This window comes from Rheinheimera tilapiae (genome assembly GCF_042432165.1).
Classification (GTDB): Bacteria; Pseudomonadota; Gammaproteobacteria; order Enterobacterales; family Alteromonadaceae; genus Pararheinheimera; species Pararheinheimera tilapiae.
In genome coordinates, this window is the sequence record NZ_JBHLXP010000001.1 from 2,068,721 (window position 1) to 2,086,898 (window position 18,178).

The 18,178-nt window shown below is 49.9% G+C and carries 19 protein-coding genes; 17 read left to right on the top strand and 2 right to left on the bottom strand.

The window, feature by feature from the left end:
- Positions 1 to 73: 73 nt before the first annotated feature.
- Complete coding sequence (rne, locus tag ACFFJP_RS08955) at positions 74 to 3,244, bottom strand: ribonuclease E (RefSeq protein ID WP_377242586.1); 3,171 nt, start codon at positions 3,242 to 3,244, stop codon at positions 74 to 76.
- 496 nt (positions 3,245 to 3,740) lie between these two features.
- Here rne and rluC point away from each other — a divergent pair, with 496 nt between their 5' ends.
- Both rluC and ACFFJP_RS08965 read left to right on the top strand, forming a co-directional pair.
- Complete coding sequence (gene rluC, locus ACFFJP_RS08960; RefSeq protein ID WP_377242588.1) at positions 3,741 to 4,694, top strand: 23S rRNA pseudouridine(955/2504/2580) synthase RluC; 954 nt, start codon at positions 3,741 to 3,743, stop codon at positions 4,692 to 4,694.
- 25 nt (positions 4,695 to 4,719) lie between these two features.
- On the top strand, positions 4,720 to 5,367 hold the full coding sequence (locus tag ACFFJP_RS08965; protein WP_377242590.1) for an HAD-IA family hydrolase: 648 nt from the start codon (positions 4,720 to 4,722) through the stop codon (positions 5,365 to 5,367).
- A 20-nt stretch (positions 5,368 to 5,387) separates the two neighbouring features.
- Here ACFFJP_RS08965 and ACFFJP_RS08970 read toward each other — a convergent pair whose 3' ends face one another.
- Complete coding sequence (locus ACFFJP_RS08970; protein ID WP_377242592.1) at positions 5,388 to 5,993, bottom strand: Maf family protein; 606 nt, start codon at positions 5,991 to 5,993, stop codon at positions 5,388 to 5,390.
- 142 nt (positions 5,994 to 6,135) lie between these two features.
- On the opposite strand from ACFFJP_RS08970, the gene yceD reads away from it, so the two are divergent.
- The 15 genes from yceD to ACFFJP_RS09045 all read left to right on the top strand — a co-directional run bounded on the left by yceD (position 6,136) and on the right by ACFFJP_RS09045 (position 18,178).
- Positions 6,136 to 6,660, top strand: coding sequence for a 23S rRNA accumulation protein YceD (yceD, locus tag ACFFJP_RS08975; RefSeq protein WP_377242594.1), 525 nt, complete (start codon positions 6,136 to 6,138; stop codon positions 6,658 to 6,660).
- 18 nt (positions 6,661 to 6,678) lie between these two features.
- Positions 6,679 to 6,843 (top strand): 50S ribosomal protein L32, encoded by a 165-nt coding sequence (gene rpmF / locus ACFFJP_RS08980; protein ID WP_031564938.1) that lies wholly within the window; start codon positions 6,679 to 6,681, stop codon positions 6,841 to 6,843.
- Positions 6,844 to 6,849: 6 nt separating this feature from the next.
- A complete protein-coding gene (gene plsX / locus ACFFJP_RS08985; RefSeq protein ID WP_377242596.1) occupies positions 6,850 to 7,890 on the top strand; it encodes a phosphate acyltransferase PlsX in 1,041 nt (346 codons plus the stop codon).
- A gap of 6 nt (positions 7,891 to 7,896) precedes the next feature.
- Positions 7,897 to 8,856, top strand: coding sequence for a beta-ketoacyl-ACP synthase III (locus ACFFJP_RS08990; RefSeq protein WP_377242598.1), 960 nt, complete (start codon positions 7,897 to 7,899; stop codon positions 8,854 to 8,856).
- Positions 8,857 to 8,884: 28 nt separating this feature from the next.
- Positions 8,885 to 9,823 carry an ACP S-malonyltransferase gene (fabD, locus tag ACFFJP_RS08995; RefSeq protein ID WP_377242600.1) on the top strand — a complete coding sequence of 313 codons (939 nt, stop codon included), beginning with the start codon at positions 8,885 to 8,887 and terminating at the stop codon, positions 9,821 to 9,823.
- A gap of 8 nt (positions 9,824 to 9,831) precedes the next feature.
- Positions 9,832 to 10,575: a 3-oxoacyl-ACP reductase FabG gene (fabG, locus tag ACFFJP_RS09000; RefSeq protein WP_377242602.1), complete on the top strand. Its 744-nt coding sequence runs from the start codon at positions 9,832 to 9,834 to the stop codon at positions 10,573 to 10,575.
- Positions 10,576 to 10,701: 126 nt separating this feature from the next.
- Entirely contained in the window at positions 10,702 to 10,938 is a 237-nt protein-coding gene (gene acpP / locus ACFFJP_RS09005; RefSeq protein ID WP_031564929.1) for an acyl carrier protein, read from the top strand.
- A gap of 116 nt (positions 10,939 to 11,054) precedes the next feature.
- Complete coding sequence (gene fabF / locus ACFFJP_RS09010; protein ID WP_377242604.1) at positions 11,055 to 12,293, top strand: beta-ketoacyl-ACP synthase II; 1,239 nt, start codon at positions 11,055 to 11,057, stop codon at positions 12,291 to 12,293.
- Between the two features lie 135 nt (positions 12,294 to 12,428).
- The gene (gene pabC / locus ACFFJP_RS09015; RefSeq protein WP_377242606.1) at positions 12,429 to 13,196 is read left to right on the top strand and encodes an aminodeoxychorismate lyase; all 768 of its coding nucleotides are present in this window, start codon (positions 12,429 to 12,431) and stop codon (positions 13,194 to 13,196) included.
- Positions 13,197 to 14,207: an endolytic transglycosylase MltG gene (gene mltG / locus ACFFJP_RS09020; RefSeq protein ID WP_377242608.1), complete on the top strand. Its 1,011-nt coding sequence runs from the start codon at positions 13,197 to 13,199 to the stop codon at positions 14,205 to 14,207.
- The gene (gene tmk / locus ACFFJP_RS09025) at positions 14,204 to 14,824 is read left to right on the top strand and encodes a dTMP kinase (RefSeq protein WP_377242610.1); all 621 of its coding nucleotides are present in this window, start codon (positions 14,204 to 14,206) and stop codon (positions 14,822 to 14,824) included. Before mltG ends, tmk begins: the two co-directional genes overlap by 4 nt.
- Positions 14,821 to 15,714 (top strand): DNA polymerase III subunit delta', encoded by an 894-nt coding sequence (gene holB, locus ACFFJP_RS09030; RefSeq protein WP_377242612.1) that lies wholly within the window; start codon positions 14,821 to 14,823, stop codon positions 15,712 to 15,714. The genes tmk and holB overlap by 4 nt, the downstream gene beginning before the upstream one ends.
- A gap of 7 nt (positions 15,715 to 15,721) precedes the next feature.
- A complete protein-coding gene (locus ACFFJP_RS09035) occupies positions 15,722 to 16,048 on the top strand; it encodes a PilZ domain-containing protein (RefSeq protein WP_377242615.1) in 327 nt (108 codons plus the stop codon).
- A gap of 88 nt (positions 16,049 to 16,136) precedes the next feature.
- On the top strand, positions 16,137 to 16,913 hold the full coding sequence (locus tag ACFFJP_RS09040; protein WP_377242617.1) for a TatD family hydrolase: 777 nt from the start codon (positions 16,137 to 16,139) through the stop codon (positions 16,911 to 16,913).
- A 602-nt stretch (positions 16,914 to 17,515) separates the two neighbouring features.
- Positions 17,516 to 18,178: a GntR family transcriptional regulator gene (locus ACFFJP_RS09045; RefSeq protein WP_377242619.1), complete on the top strand. Its 663-nt coding sequence runs from the start codon at positions 17,516 to 17,518 to the stop codon at positions 18,176 to 18,178.

The following is an 18,178-nucleotide window of genomic DNA, read 5'->3' on the forward strand; positions in this document are numbered from 1 at the left end:
CCTTTAACTGTTTAACCTCAAAGCGAACAAAAAAAGAGCCAGCATCAGCTGGCTCTTTCTATTTCAGTGCAGTTTATTCCACTGATGGTGGTTTAGTCATTGGTGCAACAGCAGACTGACGGGCTGACGCAGAACCTGCAGTGCCTTCGACAGTGGCTTTGACCTCGTACTGTACACCTTGTGGCACGACTGCCGGGCTGTCTTCTACCACGGCTACCGGTTTGGTCATAGTCGCAACAACCATATTGCCATAACGGTTCGCTTTGGCCTTAGGAGTTGTCACAGGGGCTGTAACAACAGGCGCTGCCACTGCTTCAACAACCGCAACTTCTGCCGGAGCTGTAACAACAGCAGCTTCGACCACAGCAACCTCTACCGGCGCTGGTGCCTGCACTTCAGTTACAGTTTCAACAACGGCTGGTGCAATCACTGGTTCAACAGTTGCTGCTACAGCTACCGGCGCTGCAGATTCTGCTTCAGCAGCGACGGACTCTGCAGCGACAGGTTCGGCAACTGAAACTTCAGTAGCTTCTACAGCTTTAGGTTCACGCTGACGCTGACGACGAGGTTTAGCTGGTGCTGATTCCTCTACAGCAGTTTCTGCTGCTGGTGTCTGTTCAACAACTACTGAGGCAACTTCTTCTACAGTCGGCATTGCTGAAGTTTCAGCTGCTACAGCTGCGGTGACTGTCGCTTCTGCAACAATAGGCAGATCCAGTTGCTGTTCTTCGACAACGCCATCTTCTTCCGGATAACGAGCATCAACGGCATCATCTTGATCACCATTTTGTTGCTCCTTTTTCCGTTTCTGTCCGGCAGCACGCAGATGACGTGGTGACCGGCGGCTACGGCTGCGGTTTTCGCTGGTTGTTGTATCAGTTGATTCAACAGTACCGTCGGTCTGTTGTTCAGCTGACACATCTGCTGGTAGCGATGCGGCCACATCTGTTGTTACTGCTACGACCGCTTGTTCTACCGGCGCGATTACAACCGCCACTGGCTCTGTGACTGCAAGCAGTTCAGTATCAGTGGACTGACCCGCCTGCTGTTGCTTGTCTAAACGGACAGACTTGCGCATATTTCGACGCTGACGACGTTCAGCCACTTTACTCGATGATGGGATTTCATCTTCCGCATCTACGATTGGCGTTGGCCGAGGTGCTTTTTCAGCTTGCGGCTTTTTGTCGAGGCGTTCAGTCCGTTCCGGACGTTCAGCGCGTTCTGGGCGCTCCGCACGTTCGGTCCGGTCGGTGCGTTCTGCACGATCAGTACGATCAGTTTTTACTTCTGGTCGCGTATTACGTGGTTTGTCAGAACGTTCCTGGCGCGGTGGTCGGTTGTCTGTGCGGGCGTTATCGTCTTGGTCCGGCCGGCGCTTTTGTCCGTCACGAGCTTCATTGCGATTATCTGTACGACCGTCCCGATTCTCGCGGGCGCCATCACGACCGCCACGACGATTGCGACTGTCGCGATTATTCTGACGGCGTTGTGGTACTTCAGCTTTCACTTCAGGTGCAGCGGCTGCTGCTGGAGCACCAAACAGTGACTTAAAGAAACCGCTGATTTTACCAAGCAGGCCTTCTTCAGTACTCTGAGCTGCAACGACTGCTACTTCAGCCTTCACTGTTGGCGCAGCAACTGGCGTTGGTGCATCAGCCATTGAAATCGAAGCAATTGCTGGTTTTTCTTTCACTGCGTCTGATACCGGATGGTACAGCGTGTTAGTCACAGCAGGCGCTTTGACCAGATTGTAACTGGACTCTTCAATTTCTTCGTCCAGACGGATCCGCGATACTTCGTAGTGTGGTGTTTCGTAATGCTCATTCGGGATGATAAAAATACGGATGCCATGGCGCGTTTCAATGCGGCGGATGGACTCGCGTTTTTCATTCATCAGATAAGTCGCAACAGAAATTGGCACCTGCGCATGGATTTGGCTGGTGTTATCTTTGATTGCTTCTTCTTCAATCAACCGCAGGATTGATAAGGCCGAAGATTCAGTACTGCGGATAGTACCGCGACCATGACAGCGCGGGCAGACGTGCGTGGCAGATTCACCCAGTGATGGCCGCAGACGTTGACGCGACATCTCTAACAATCCGAACCGTGAGATCCGGCCAATTTGAACCCGGGCACGGTCTTGTTTGACCGCATCTTTTAAGCGGTTTTCAACTTCGCGCTGATGACGAACTGGCGTCATATCGATGAAGTCGATGACGATTAGGCCACCTAAGTCACGTAAACGTAACTGACGGGCGATTTCGTCGGCAGCTTCTAAGTTGGTATTAAACGCGGTTTCTTCGATATCACCGCCTTTAGTTGCTTTAGACGAGTTGATATCGATAGCAGTCAATGCTTCGGTAGAATCGATCACGATCGAGCCACCGCTTGGCAGACGGACTTCACGACGGAACGCAGACTCAATCTGAGTTTCGATTTGATAATGCATAAACAGTGGCGTTTCACCCTGATACATTTTCACGCGATGTGCAAAGTCTGGGCGGAACTGCTGAATATACAGTTTGGCTTCTTCGAAAATACGTGGGTTGTCGATCAGGATCTCGCCGACATCACGACGCAGATAGTCGCGAATGGCACGGAAAACTACGTTGCTTTCCTGATGGATCAGGAACGGAGCAGGGCGATTTTGTGCTTCAGAAGTAATAGCTGACCAATGCTTCATCAGCGCTTTTAAATCGTAATCAAGCTCTTCGTATGATTTGCCAACACCAGCGGTGCGTACAATCAGACCCATGCCATCTGGCATCTCGAGTTGACCTAATGAATCCTTCAGTTCTTGCCGCTCGTCACCTTCAATGCGGCGCGAAATACCACCAGCGCGCGGGTTGTTAGGCATCAACACTAAGTAAGAACCAGCCAGACTGATAAAAGTAGTCAGCGCTGCGCCTTTTTGGCCACGCTCTTCTTTGTCGATCTGGATAATAACTTCCTGACCTTCGCGCACCACTTCTTTAATATTTGGGCGACCGTCAAAGGCATAATTGGCAGGGAAATATTCGCGGGAAATTTCTTTCAGTGGCAGAAAACCATGCCGCTCTGCGCCGTAGTCGACGAAAGCAGCTTCCAGGCTAGGCTCAACCCGGGTGATTTTGCCTTTGTATATATTGGCTTTTTTCTGTTCGTGACCTGGACTCTCAATATCCAGATCGTAAAGTTTCTGGCCATCGACCAGCGCAACGCGGATTTCTTCTTCCTGCGTCGCATTAATGAGCATTCTTTTCATTGTGTCTGACTCTTGCATTCAGCCACAACAACAGCGCGCACAATCTATGCGTGTCAGATAACGTCAAACATATATATATGCAGTCTCCCGACTGGAATGCTTGAAAATCGATTTAATTATCAATTGTTTTTAAAACAGAACATCGCCCGGTTTGTCAGGCCGCGCTGATCTTCATTGAGAATCTGCACACATCGCGTCAGCGTTGCGTTATAGCTTTACTTTTTTTAATTGTTGCTCAGTTAACTGGCAGCTGTGTTGCGCGTCTAACAGTAATAAATTACTCACATTACTGGATGCGCATAGCATTATTCGTCGGCGGGGAAGATAAAATCGTTGGTTTTCACCACGGATTCGGTATGATCTGCGTCCCGACCGGTGCCTCACAGCTTCTCTTACGTCTTTCTGAGCGCCCTAATGGCCATTTTGGCTCAATTAGCGGGTCGATTATCCCATTAATTAAAGTCCATTAGCAACCTAAATGTAGCAGCAAAAACGCATGACTGATGAAAGAAAAACCCCAGTGCAATTTATTGATGTAGATGCAGAATTCGCCGGTCAACGTATCGACAATTTTCTGTTGGCCCGCCTTAAAGGCGTGCCTAAAAGTGTGATCTACCGGGTCGTGCGCAAAGGCGAAGTGAGGGTCAACAAAGGCCGGATCAAACCAGAGTATAAGTTACAGGCAGGTGACCAGGTCCGGGTACCGCCGATGACGGTAGCGGCTGAATCTGACCCAGTATCAGTCAAACTAACTGCAGTCAAAACTCTGGAAAGTCATATCCTATATGAAGACAATGAGTTAATTGTGCTAAACAAACCGACCGGCATGGCAGTACATGGTGGTAGTGGTTTGCAATTTGGCGCAATTGAAGCGCTACGGGCATTACGTCCGCAGGCTAAGTTTCTGGAACTGGTGCATCGCCTGGATCGGGATACCTCGGGTTGTCTGTTGATTGCGAAAAAACGTTCCATCCTCACTGCGCTCCATGAGCAGTTGCGGTTAAAAGTGGTCGAGAAGAAATATTGGGCATTAGTCGCAGGGCAGTGGGATGGCAAAATCAAGAAAGTCACTGAACCACTGAAAAAGAACACTTTGCAAAGCGGCGAGCGGATAGTCCGGGTTGATGAGCGGGACGGCAAACCATCTGAAACGCGCTTTAAAGTGCTGCAACGCTTTGCTGAAGGTACGCTGCTTGAAGCATTTCCGGTCACCGGCCGTACCCACCAAATCCGCGTTCACACAGCGTGTAATGGCCATCCGATAGCTTGTGACGACAAATATGGCGACAACGAGTTCACCGGACAGATGAATGCACTAGGGCTGAACCGGTTGTTTTTACACGCGAAGCTGATTAGTTTTCAGCATCCGGTGTCGGCAGAACGGATGACCTTTGAAGCGCCACTAGACAAAGCTCTGGCGCAAATTCTGACCAAGCTGGTCAAAAAATAACAACGCAGCAGTAACAGGTGTGGTTATGTTAGATGTAAAAGTCGTGATCTTTGACTGGGATGGCACGGTAATGGATTCAGTAGGCAAAATTGTCAATTCTGTACGAATTGCAGCCGAGCGTCTGACCTTACCTGTGCCTACTGAGCACGCCGCAAAGCAAATCATTGGTTTATCACTGGAACCCGCGTTTAAGACGTTGTTTCCTGATAGTACCGTGGCTGAACGGGAGCTGCTGTCTGAACACTATAAAGATGTATACAGTAACGTCGACAAAACCCCCACGCCTTTATTTGAAGGGGCCGAGCTGGTGTTCAGTACCTTACGTCAGCGTGGCTATCAACTGGCAGTCGCGACTGGCAAAGCTAGACGTGGTTTAGACAGGATGTTTGCAGAAACGAAGACCGGGCATCATTTTATTACCAGCCGCTGTTCCGATGAAGCGCAAAGTAAACCGCATCCGCAAATGCTGCAGCATATTCTCAGCGAACTGCAGCTTGTTGCGGCGCAGGCGGTGATGATTGGTGATTCCCGTTATGACCTGATGATGGCGCATAGTATCGAGATGCCACGTATTGGCGTGACTCACGGCGTGCATGGTCACGCCGAATTTGCTCCGTTCAACCCGCTTGCAGTGGTCGACAATTTGACGGCGTTATTAGACATTTTTCCTTAATGCTGCAAGGTCACTAGCTCTTATTGTCCTTGCAACAACAAATCAACACCAAAATTTTTCAGCATCTGATGCAGGCGGATCAGCGGCAATCCGATCAAACTATTGGGGTCATCGCCGGTCATTTTTTCGAATAATGTAATGCCAAGTCCTTCAGATTTAAAACTGCCGGCACAATTCAGCGGTTGTTCGCGTCTTATATAGCAGTTGATTTCGTCGTCTGATAAATGACGAAACTCTACAATAAAGCGATCCAAGATTGTATCTGTCCGGCCTGATTCGTTATCTACGACCGATAGACCGGTTAAAAACAATACAGACTGGCCGCTAAAACTACGTAACTGGGCAAAAGCGCGTTCTTCGGTATGGGGCTTACCCAGGATCTGACCGTTGAATACAGCAACCTGGTCGGACCCTATAACCAATGCAGGGCACCCATCGTTTTGCAAGCGATTTGCTACAGCTTGCGCCTTTGCTGCTGAGAGCCTGAGTACCAGCTGTTCCGGGGTTTCTGTGCTTAGCGCAGTTTCATCGACTTCAGGTTTTGCACATTGAAAGTTCGTCGTCAGTTTTTGTAACAGTGCCTGACGGTACACTGACGTAGATGCTAACCATAATGATTTGGCCATGGGCTACCTTTATGCATTTGATGTCGTTTTATAATAAGGCCAGCACTATAATATTTTTCACGAAATTTAGCGTCAGAAAAGTTAACAAAAGTCTGATCAACCCTTTGACAGCAATAGGATCAATCTATATGATGCGCGCCTTATGCAAAAAGTAAAAATACCTGTCACCATCGATCCGTACCGCACTGCCCAAAAGCGCAGTAGCTTCGACGGGATCCTGCAGCTGCAAAATCTGACCCGGTTGTCAGAACAGTTGTCTAATACAGATGGTGATGTAGCGGTGATTGTTCACTGCGGTAACGATGAACAAGGTCTGGTCTATATAGAGGGCGAAGCCCAATGTACGGTTCAGGTCAGATGCGAACGTTGCGGCGATGAGATGACGCTGAACATAAACAGTAGTTTTGCATATACCCCGGTGAAAGGGGATGATTCGGCTCAAGAAGAGATTCCACAACGCTACGACGTGATCGAAACAGACGAACACGGCGAAGTGAACCTGCGGCAATTGGTTGAGGACGAATTAATTCTGGCTTTGCCACTGTTTCCGATGCACGATGAAGGTCAATGTGACCCGAATAAGGTGCAGATGAGCTGGGGTGAGATAGAGCCAGAACCAGAGAAACCGAACCCATTTGCAATTCTGCAAGAATTGAAGAAAAAGTGATTTTTTAGGAGAAAGACCATGGCTGTACAACAGAACAAAAAATCTCGCGCCCGCCGCGACATGCGTCGTTCACACGACGCGCTGACTGGCCCAACGCTGTCAGTAGACGCAACAACTGGTGAAACGCATCGTCGTCACCACATTACTGCTGACGGTTTTTACAAAGGCCGCAAAGTAAAATAAGTCCCGGTGCACCAAGTGCAACCATCCAGACTTAAAATTGCGTTAGATATGATGGGGGGCGATCACGGCCCCCTATCTACTATTCCTGCGGCGATAACCGCTGTCAGCGAAAACCCCCAACTTGACCTTATCCTTGTCGGCGACACAGTTGCTATCCAGCAGGCTTTGACCGATTCAGGAATTTCTTCACATCCTCAACTGCAAATTCAGCATGCGTCACAGCAAGTTCTGATGACTGACAAGCCGTCTGTAGCTTTGCGTACAAAACGTGATTCTTCGATGCGGGTGGCACTCGATTTAGTCGATCAACAGAAAGTTCAGGCCTGTGTCAGTGCCGGCAATACAGGTGCTTTGATTGCAATGGCGCATTACGTGCTGAAGATGCTCAATGGCATAGAAAGACCGGCGCTGATTAGTGCCTTGCCAACAACGGTCGGCACCCCGGTTTTTATGCTGGATCTCGGTGCAACGGTCAACTGTGATTCTGACACGCTGTTTCAATTTGCGGTGATGGGTGCAGTGATGGCTGAAGAGGTCGAATCAATACATCAGCCGAAAGTCGCTTTGCTCAACATGGGCGAAGAGGAAATCAAAGGCTCGGACCAGATTAAACGCACCTCCTTATTGTTGTCAGAGTGTTCTGACATCAACTACATCGGTTATATCGAAGGCAACGACATTTTTTCCGGCAAAGCAGATGTGATCGTCTGTGATGGTTTTGTCGGCAATGTTGCACTGAAAACCTGTGAAGGTGTGGCGAAACTCATCATTAAACGCTTCGAACAGGCGCTGAAAAACAGCATGTCTGCCCATTTATTCGGCTGGATGATTAAACCGTTACTAAAAAGTATCGGCACCGGCGTGAACCCCGACCACTATAACGGTGCAAGTCTGATAGGATTGCGCGGAATTGTAGTGAAAAGTCATGGAAATGCGACAAAAGAAGCATTTCTCAGTGCCATCCGGCAGGCGGTGCGCGAGGTTGAACGCCAGGTGCCCGCAAAAATAAAAGACCGGTTGGAACACGTATTAATCGATAAAGCGTAGGTCTGCATGTATTCTCGCATTATAGGCACCGGAAGTTATTTTCCGGCGCAAGTCCGCACCAATGCGGATCTGGAAGATATGGTGGAAACCACCGACGAATGGATCATCGAACGCACCGGTATTCGTGAACGTCGAATCATTGGTGAAGATGAAACTGTCGCCACCATGAGCACACAAGCCGCATTAAAAGCTATCGAAGCTGCCGGCATTGATAAAAACTCCCTTGATATGATTATTCTGGCAACGACCAGTGCTTCACGCGCACTGCCAAGTGCCGCCTGCGAGGTTCAGCGCGAGCTCGAAATTCCTGGGATCCCAGCTTTTGACATCGCTGCAGCCTGTGCCGGTTTTTGTTATGCGCTGAGTATCGCCGACCAATACATCAAAGGTGGTATGGCGAAACGGGTGTTAGTCATTGGTGCCGATTGCCTGTCGCAGTTAGTTAGTCCGGAAGACCGTTCTATGGTCATTTTGTTCGGCGATGCCGCCGGTGCTGTCGTGCTGGAAGCTTCTGAACAGCCAGGTATTTTGTCGACTCATATTCATGCCGACGGTAAGTATTCCGAATTGCTTTATGTCGACAATCCGCGTCGTGGCATCGAATCGTCCGTGCACGACAGCTGGGGCGCTATGAAAGGCAACGACGTCTTTAAAGTCGCTGTTACTAAATTATCTGAAGTGGTTGAACAAACCCTCGCGGCAAACAATCTGGAGAAATCGCAGATTGACTGGCTGGTGCCGCACCAGGCTAATCTTCGCATTATTTCTGCAGTCGCGCGTAAGCTGGATATGTCGATGGACCAAGTGGTGATCAACCTGGACCGTTATGGCAATACTTCGGCAGCAACGGTACCGACCGCGTTAGACGAAGCGGTACGTGATGGCCGGATTAAACGAGGTCAAACCTTATTACTGGAAGCCTTTGGCGGCGGTTTTGCCTGGGCGTCAGCACTGGTTCGTTATTGATTAACGATAGAATTTTCAGAGAACAACAATGACTAAAAAAATTGCATTAGTGTTTCCGGGACAAGGTTCACAGTCTGTCGGTATGCTGGCAGATCTGTATGCTGAATATGCCATTGTCCGTGAGACTTTTGCTGAAGCATCAGCAGCGCTTAATTATGACTTATGGGCTTTAGTGGCGAATGGTCCAGAAGCTGATTTGAATGAAACACATCGGACCCAACCAGCGTTGCTGACAGCTTCTGTGGCAGTCTGGCGCTTATGGCAACAACAAAACGGCACCAAGCCGGCATTCCTTGCAGGTCATTCGCTGGGCGAATATTCAGCGTTAGTATGCGCCGGTGTGATGAGCCTGGCGGATGCGGTGAAACTCGTCGAAAAACGTGGTCAGTATATGCAAACAGCGGTTCCTGCTGGCACTGGTGCTATGTCAGCGATTATCGGTCTGGATGATGCGCTGATTGCAAAAGCCTGTGCAGACGCAGCGCAAGGCGAAGTCGTCTCTCCGGTGAATTACAACTCGCCTGGTCAGGTCGTCATCGCGGGCCACAAAGCTGCTGTTGAGCGTGCCAATGAGTTATGTAAAGCCGCTGGTGCCAAACGGGCCTTGCCTTTGCCGGTCAGCGTTCCCAGCCACTGTGCTTTAATGCGTCCGGCTGCAGAGCAGTTATCGACAGACCTGCAGTCTCTGCATTTTAATACCCCTGTCATTTCCGTCGTGAACAATGTCGACGTTGCGGTTGCCACTGAGGCCACGTCCATTCAGGATGCACTAATCCGGCAGCTGTTCAGTCCGGTACGCTGGACTGAAACCATCGAGTTTCTGGTGACTCAGGGTGTTACTGAGGTCATCGAATTGGGTGCAGGTAAAGTATTAAGCGGCTTAATTAAGCGCATTAACAAAGAGTTGCTGACGACGTCGGTCCATGACGTTGCTTCGTTTCAGGCTGCGCTTGCAGCCAAAGAATAAGGAATTTTATGACTGCTTTTATCTCTCTGGACGGCAAAGTTGCATTAGTGACGGGTGCCAGCCGTGGCATCGGCCGCGCAATTGCTGAACAACTGGCGGCCTTGGGCGCAAAAGTGATAGGCACCGCCACCAGCGAAAAAGGTGCGCAGGCCATCAGCGATTATCTTGGCACTGGACAGGGACTGGTGCTTGATGTCGCGAGTCCTGAATCGATTGAACAATGCCTCGAAACGATCAAAGCTCAGTTTGGCGATATCGATATTCTCGTCAATAATGCCGGTATCACCCGCGATAATCTGTTAATGCGGATGAAAGATGAAGAATGGTTCGATATCATGCAAACCAATCTGACATCAGTATTTCGCATGAGTAAAGCTGTGATGCGTACCATGATGAAAAAACGTTTTGGCCGTATTATCACCATCGGATCTGTTGTGGGTTCTATGGGCAATGCAGGGCAAACGAACTACGCTGCTGCAAAAGCCGGTGTGCTTGGTTTTACAAAATCTCTTGCGAAAGAAGTGGCGTCTCGTGGTATAACTGTCAACGCTGTTGCGCCTGGTTTTATCGACACCGATATGACTAAGGAGCTGACGGAAGAGCAAAAACAAGCGATCTTTGGTCAGGTACCGGCGAATCGTCTGGGACAACCTGAAGAAATTGCGGCCACTGTCGCGTTCCTGGCTTCGAACCAGGCCGCGTATATTACCGGTGAAACGATTCACGTTAACGGCGGCATGTACATGGTTTAAATATCAGGTTTGACCAGCAGGAAATGCCAAACGCATGACTTGCATCGATCTGACTGAACCACTAAACTAGCCGCCACACAAAATTGCACGAACTGTTGCGATTTATATGAGAAAAAGGAAGAAAAGATGAGCAACATCGAAGAACGCGTTAAGAAAATTATCATCGAACAGTTAGGCGTTAAAGAAGAAGACGTAAAACACGAAGCTTCTTTCGTTGACGATCTGGGCGCTGATTCATTAGACACAGTTGAACTGGTCATGGCGCTGGAAGAAGAATTCGATACCGAAATTCCTGATGAAGAAGCAGAAAAAATCACGACAGTGCAATCTGCTATCGATTACATCAAAGCCCACGCTGAATAAGGCGTGAGGTCATCGCCTGGCGCGATGCAGACGGGTAGCGCAGGCTACCCGTTTTTATTTGTGGCGGTGAAAAACCGTGGGATTGCAAACAACCGAGGGTTGTTGTGGAGGATAACGTGACTAAACGTCGGGTCGTTGTTACTGGAATGGGGATGCTGACGCCGCTGGGCAATGATGTGGCATCGAGCTGGCAAGCGTTACAACAAGGCAAAAGCGGTGTTGATTTTATCACGCATTTTGACACTGAAGCGTACAGCACCAAATTCGCCGGTTTAATTAAAAACTTTGCAGTCGAAGACTTTTTCCCGGCGAAAGAAGCACGGAAAATGGATTTGTTTATTCAGTACGGCGTGGCCGCAGGCATTCAGGCCTTCCGCGACTCCGGCATTGAGATCACTGAACAGAATGCCGGCCGGATTGGCGCTGCCATCGGCTCTGGTATTGGTGGTCTTGGTCTGATTGAAGAAAATCACGAGAAACTGTTGGCCAGCGGTCCACGCAAGTTGTCACCGTTTTTTGTGCCTTCGACCATCATCAATATGATCTCCGGTCATCTGTCGATCATGCTGGGATTGCAGGGACCAAATATCAGTATTGTGACTGCCTGTACCACGGGCGTGCACAATATTGGCCATGCCGCCCGGATGATTGCGTATGGTGATGCCGACGCGATGTTAGCAGGCGGTGCTGAAAAAGCCTCAACCACACTTGGTATGGGCGGTTTTGGCGCGGCACGTGCATTATCAACCCGCAACGATGCGCCACAACAAGCTAGCCGTCCTTGGGATAAAGACCGCGATGGTTTTGTGCTCGGTGATGGGGCTGGTGTGGTGATGCTGGAAGAATATGAACATGCTAAAGCCCGCGGCGCGAAGATATACGCTGAATTAGTTGGTTTTGGTATGAGTGGTGATGCATATCATATGACTTCACCACCAGAAAATGGTCGCGGTGCCGCGTCTTCCATGGTGAATGCATTGCGCGATGCAGGGGTAGACCCTTCGCAGGTGCAATATATAAATGCGCATGGTACTTCTACGCCAGCCGGTGATATCGCAGAAACGATGGCGATCAAATCCGTGTTCGGTGCTAAGCCAGAAGGCCTGATGGTCAGTTCGAGCAAGTCTATGCTTGGCCACCTGCTAGGTGCAGCAGGCTCAGTTGAGTCTATTATCACAGTGTTGTCATTGCAGGATCAGGTGGTGACACCAACGATTAATCTCGACAACCCGGATGAAGGCTGCGATCTGGACTATGTACCGCATCAAGCCCGTCAAGCAAAAATGGAATATGCGCTGTGCAATTCATTTGGCTTTGGTGGCACGAACGGCTCGATCCTGTTCAGGAAGATCTGACGTTTTCTATCGCAATTAAATCACAAAAGGCTGCCTGGCAGCCTTTTGTTTTAATTGATTCTTCAACAGCCTGCGATTTATCCGTAAGAATTTTTCAGGCATACTCCCGCTATTAATGCTTTAAATTCAGACCCGATGCAGATCCAATCATCCGACCGCAGTTTTCAGTATGGCGATGCAATATTCTCCACGGTCCGTATTCGCGCCGGACGACCGCAACTCTGGTCGCTGCACTGGCAGCGTCTTTGCCATTCGATGCAACGGCTTGGGTTTGCTGCGATGAATGACGCCGCTGTGTTGCAGCAAGTGCTGGCGACCATCAGCGCACAGGAGCAGGTACTGAAAGTTCTGATTAGCAGAGGCGAGGGCGCACGGGGTTATGGCACGCTTGGCATCTTATCACCGCAGTTGTATTGCTGGACTGCGCCACTACCAGACTATCAACAGGTCCGCGAACGCGGTGTTCGGTTGGGTCTGGCGCAGATGCGCCTCGCGCAGCAGCCGTTGCTCGCCGGCATCAAACATTGCAGTCGCCTCGAGACAGTGTTACTGAAACGCGAAGCTGAACAAAGCGGGTTTGACGACTTACTGGTCTGTGACCAACAGGATTTTTTAATTGAAGCGACAGCCGCTAATTTGTTGCTGTGGCGAGACGGACAATGGTGGACACCTGAGTTGCAACAAGCCGGTGTCGCTGGTGTGATGCGCCAGTTATTGCTGGATACAGGATTAGTCAACACAACGCTGCTGCCTTTGGCAGACATAGCACAGGTGACGGCGATGGCTTTATGTAACGCCCTGACAGGTATAGTGCCAGTGCTTTCAGTTGCCGGCCGTCCGCTCGATGTGGAACCCGCCTTACAACTACAACAACAAGTTGATGTATTACTACAGGATCGCTGAATGAAAAAGTTTTTGCTGCAAAGTCTGGCGCTTATGGCCGTCGCGGCTTTCGGACTTCGCAACGAATTGCAGCAAGTGCTGCTAACTCCGCTGCAATTTCCTGCGGCCTATTATGAAGTTAAAGCGGGCAGTAATTTATCGGCGTTGTGCCGGCAATGGCAACAAGCGCAACAAATGACGGTTCTTGACTGTCAGCTGCTGAAACTGCAATCGCTGTTACAGCCACAGCTTCGCCAGCTAAAGGCTGGAGTTTACGCTGTGCAACCGATGTCGTTGCAACAGTTTTTACAGCTGGCTCGCAGTGGCAAAGTGGCGCAATTTAGTCTGACGCTGCGCGAAGGCTGGACTTTGGCGCAAAATCTACAGGCTTTTAGTGCATTGCCTTATCTCGAGGTCGATGTGGCGGGCCTAACCTCAGTTCGGGCATTGTTATCCTGGCCGGCCGATTGGGGACCGCAGCCGGTATCCGCCGAAGCGTTGGTATTTCCGGAAACTTATTTTTATACCGCGAACACAAAGTTATCGCTGCTGCTGAAAAGAGCTAACAAGGCGTTGCTGGAAAAGCTTGATGCGGCCTGGCGGGATAAACAAAGTGGGTTGCCGTTGCAAAATCGCTATGAATTGCTGACCTTGGCGTCGATCATCGAAAAAGAAACCGGCCACCTACCTGAAAAGCCATTAATTTCGTCGGTGTTTGTTAACCGGTTGCAGATCAAGATGCGGCTGCAAACGGACCCAACAGTGATCTATGGCTTGGGCGAACGCTATCAGGGCGATATTAAACGTGAACATTTAAAAGACCCGCACCCCTATAATACTTATGTTTATGCTGGATTACCGCCCGGGCCTATAGCTTTGGTGAGTTGGGGGTCATTGCAGGCTGCGGCACAACCAGCTGCTTCAGATAAACTGTATTTTGTCGCCAGGGGCGATGGGACTCATCAGTTTTCTTCTAGTCTGAGTGAACATAATCGGGCCGTGCAACAGTATATTTTTGGGAAAAAATCATGAACAAAGGCCGTTTTGTAGTCATTGAAGGCCTCGAAGGCGCGGGCAAAACCACGGCGATCAACACGGTATATCAGTGGTTAAACCGTCAGGGCCATCATGTGGTTCAAACGCGAGAGCCAGGGGGAACACCACTGGCTGAGCAAATTCGTACGCTGGTGAAATCAGTGCAGCAGGAACAAGTGTCGCCAGTGACGGAGCTGTTGTTGATGTACGCAGCGCGCGCGCAATTACTGCACAATGTGATTAACCCGGCTTTGCAGCGCGGTGATTGGGTATTGGCAGATCGGCACGATTTATCATCCCGCGCTTATCAGGGCGGCGGTCGTCAAATTCCGGATGAAGTGCTGGACCCGATTCGTCATCTAGTGCTGGGTGATCTGCGGCCTGATCTGACTTTGTACTTGGACATTGATCCGGCACTAGGATTAGAGCGCGCTCGTGCCCGTGGCGCGCTAGATCGGATTGAACAGGAACAACTGGCTTTTTTTCAGCGGGCGCGGGCGAAATACCTGGCGGTAGCAGCGGTCGAGCCACATATTGTCGTGATTGACGCATCCCAGCCTCTGGCAACTGTACAACAGCTATTAGCAGGCGCACTGGAGCGACATTTCGCGTGACCACTTCATTGCCATGGCTGCAACATACCGAGCGGCGTCTGTTTGAACTGGCGTGCCGGGAACAATTACATCATGCCATTTTGTTGACCGGTCCTGCCGGGATTGGCAAACATATCTTGGCGAAGCAGCTGGCGCATTTGCTGCTCTGTCTGGATCCATTACCTGATGGTGCTTGCGGACATTGTAAAAGCTGTTTGCTCGGTAAGGCCGGGCATCATCCAGACTTATTGTTGCTTGAGGTGACTAGTAGCATATCGGTCGATCAGATCCGCGATATCAGTTTGCTGATGCAAAGCTCTCCACAGCAGGGAGGCGCTCGTGTTGTGGTGGTGCCACAGGCAGAAAAAATGACTGAGTCTGCCGCCAACGCTTTGTTAAAAACGCTGGAAGAACCAGGTCAACGTAGTTTTCTAATCCTGTACACGGCTTTTGCTGAGCAATTGATGCCGACAATATTATCGCGCTGTCAGCGCTGGGACATACCGGCGCAATATGGTGATGACAGCCGGCAATGGCTGGCGCAACAAAGCCCTGATCCGGTGCCTGATTTTTTGCTCGAACTTTGCGGCGGCGCGCCACTAAAAGCCCTCACGTTACAACACAGCGGCGAAGCATTGACACTGGCAGCGCAATTAAAAGCATTACAGGCTTATTTACAAAGTGGCGTGGGATTAGCGGCGCTGCAAAAGCAGCTGGAATCACAACCGGAACTGGCTGCGTTGTTGTATTACACGGTGCGACACTGGACTTTACAGCAACAGCAATTACCACCGCCGCAGCTATTTTCACGCGTCGCCCGTTGGTGTCGTGACGAACAACGGATTTTGGGGCAGAATAAATCATTGGCGCTGACAACTTTGTTGTTGGACTTACATCAACTGCTCCGCTGAGGACCGCATGGAAGAACTCACGTTAGATTTTGCAGATCTGAAAGAGCTTTACCGCTCCTACATGCCGTTTTTTAAGCAAGGTGGATTATTTGTACGCACCAGCCGGCACTACAAAATGGGCCAGTCGCTGGCCTTACAGGTCACTTTGCCAGATGCGCTGGAATCGATCCCTGTTTCCGGCAAAGTTGCCTGGCTTACTCCTCAGGGCGCGCAAAATACCAGCCCGGCTGGCATTGGCGTGGCATTTATTGACGACAAAATGAATCTGCGCGACAAAATTGAAAAATTACTCAGCGGCACACAGGAGTCGGCTGAGCTGACATTCACACTTTGAAGGTTTCGTTCTAACAGCTTCAACACTTAAGCCGCATCAGGTACACTGCCGGCGTTTTTGTCTGTGTCACCTTTTGCCGGAGCTTCTTTTGTTTATTGATTCGCATTGCCACCTTGACCGTCTGGAACTGGATAAACTGGGCATGGATTTACCTGCGGTGCTGACTGCTGCAGCGCAAGCACAGGTTGATCACATGTTGTGCGTCAGTGTCAGCCTGCAGGAGTTTCCGGCGATGGCTGCGCTCGTCAACGCATATCCTCAAATTTCAGTGTCTTGCGGTGAGCATCCGTTACATCAACAACAGGAATTCAGTGCCGACCAATTGTTGAAGCTGTGTCAGTCGGAGCAGGTGGTGGCGGTCGGTGAAACCGGCCTCGATTACTTTTATAGTCCTGACAACAAAACCACCCAACAAGCCGCTTTTGCCGAGCATATCGCAGTTTCCCGCCAGCTGAATAAACCGTTGATTGTGCACACCCGTGATGCCCGCGTTGACACCCTGGCCTTACTTCGGGGCGAACAGGCGCAGGATTGTGGTGGTGTGTTGCATTGTTTTACCGAGGACTGGGACACTGCAAAAGCGGCGTTGGACCTTGGTTTTTATATTTCGTTTTCCGGCATAATGACGTTTCGAAATGCCGACTCGCTGCGTGACGTCGTAAAGCAGGTGCCGCTGGACCGGTTATTGATCGAAACTGATTCACCTTATTTAGCGCCTGTCCCTTACCGTGGTAAAACTAACCAGCCGGCTTATGTCGCGGCGGTGGCTAAAGCGATTGCTGAGCTCAAAGGTATCGACTTGCCTGCTTTAGGCGCCAAGACCAGTCAAAATTTTTGCCGGCTTTTTCCACTGGCAAAAGTCTGAACTTTTTGAGCCAGGTCCACGATATGAGCCTACTGCATCAGCGTTTACTGTCGACAAAAGAAAAGAAGCCCAGAACCAATCCGCATTGTTCCGGGCTTAGGGGAATGGCTCAAGATTGAGCCGTGCGCTAGAGGGGAAGATGCGTCAAGCTGCATCCAACAGATGGATCCAGTGTAGCCAACTGCATTTTTTTTGCGCAAACGGTCGATCGGATTAATACGTTGAATTAGTAAACAAATTGTTTATTGTCCGCATGTTACACCCAGCTTATCCAAAAGATATCCCCAGCTTTATTCAATAAGCAAAGCGTTATATAAGGCTTTGCGAGCCGATTACCGATCTCTGCCACATAAAACCCTCAGCTCATTTCGTTTCTACAAAAATATTCCTAATCACCAAATAGTCTATAAAAATATATATCTGGCGGCTGTTCAGCAGAAATGGAAGAAATTTGTTACATCAGAACAACGACCACCCAATGTAATCAATGAAGCGATAATTGATGGATTGTCGACAATAATACCAATATCCAACTTGACATCGCCTTTAATGCGCTTAAAAATGCCATATAAGATATTTATGTCGACATATTGCAGGTTTCTGTGCAAAAAGATCCTATCACCGCAGCCGACCGGGTCCTGCTCGAGATCCAGCGAGCCATCGTTGCAGGCGAGATCCCGGCAGGCAGTAAAATTTCAGAACCAGAACTGGCCCGGCAATTTGATCTAAGCCGGGCGCCTCTGCGCGAAGCGCTGGCACGCTTGGAACGATGCCATCTGATTGAGCGGGTGCCCAATGCCGGCGCCCGCGTGGTCAAGCTGACCCCACAAGGCTTAATTTCGTTGTATCAAATCCGTGAGAATCTTGAGGGCATGGCATGTCGATTGGCGGCTGAACAAATGTCGGACGATGAAATCGCTCAGATGCAAAGTTTATTGGATCAACATTTGTCGACGCAGCGTGTCCGAGAAGGCGAGAGTTATTATCAGGAAGCCGGTGATGTTGATTTTCATTACCGCATCATCCAGGCCAGTAAAAACCCATATTTAATCAATATCTTATGTGACGAACTTTACTACTTGGTACGGATGTACCGGGTACAAATGGGGATGGCGGGGCCGCGAGTGTCGCGGGCTTTTGATGAACATAAAGCTATTCTCAATGCAATCGCCAATCGGGACGGTGAACTTGCTGAACTTTTAATGCGCCGGCACATCAGTGCGTCCCGTCGCAACATCGAACTTCATTTACAACAGGGGAACTGA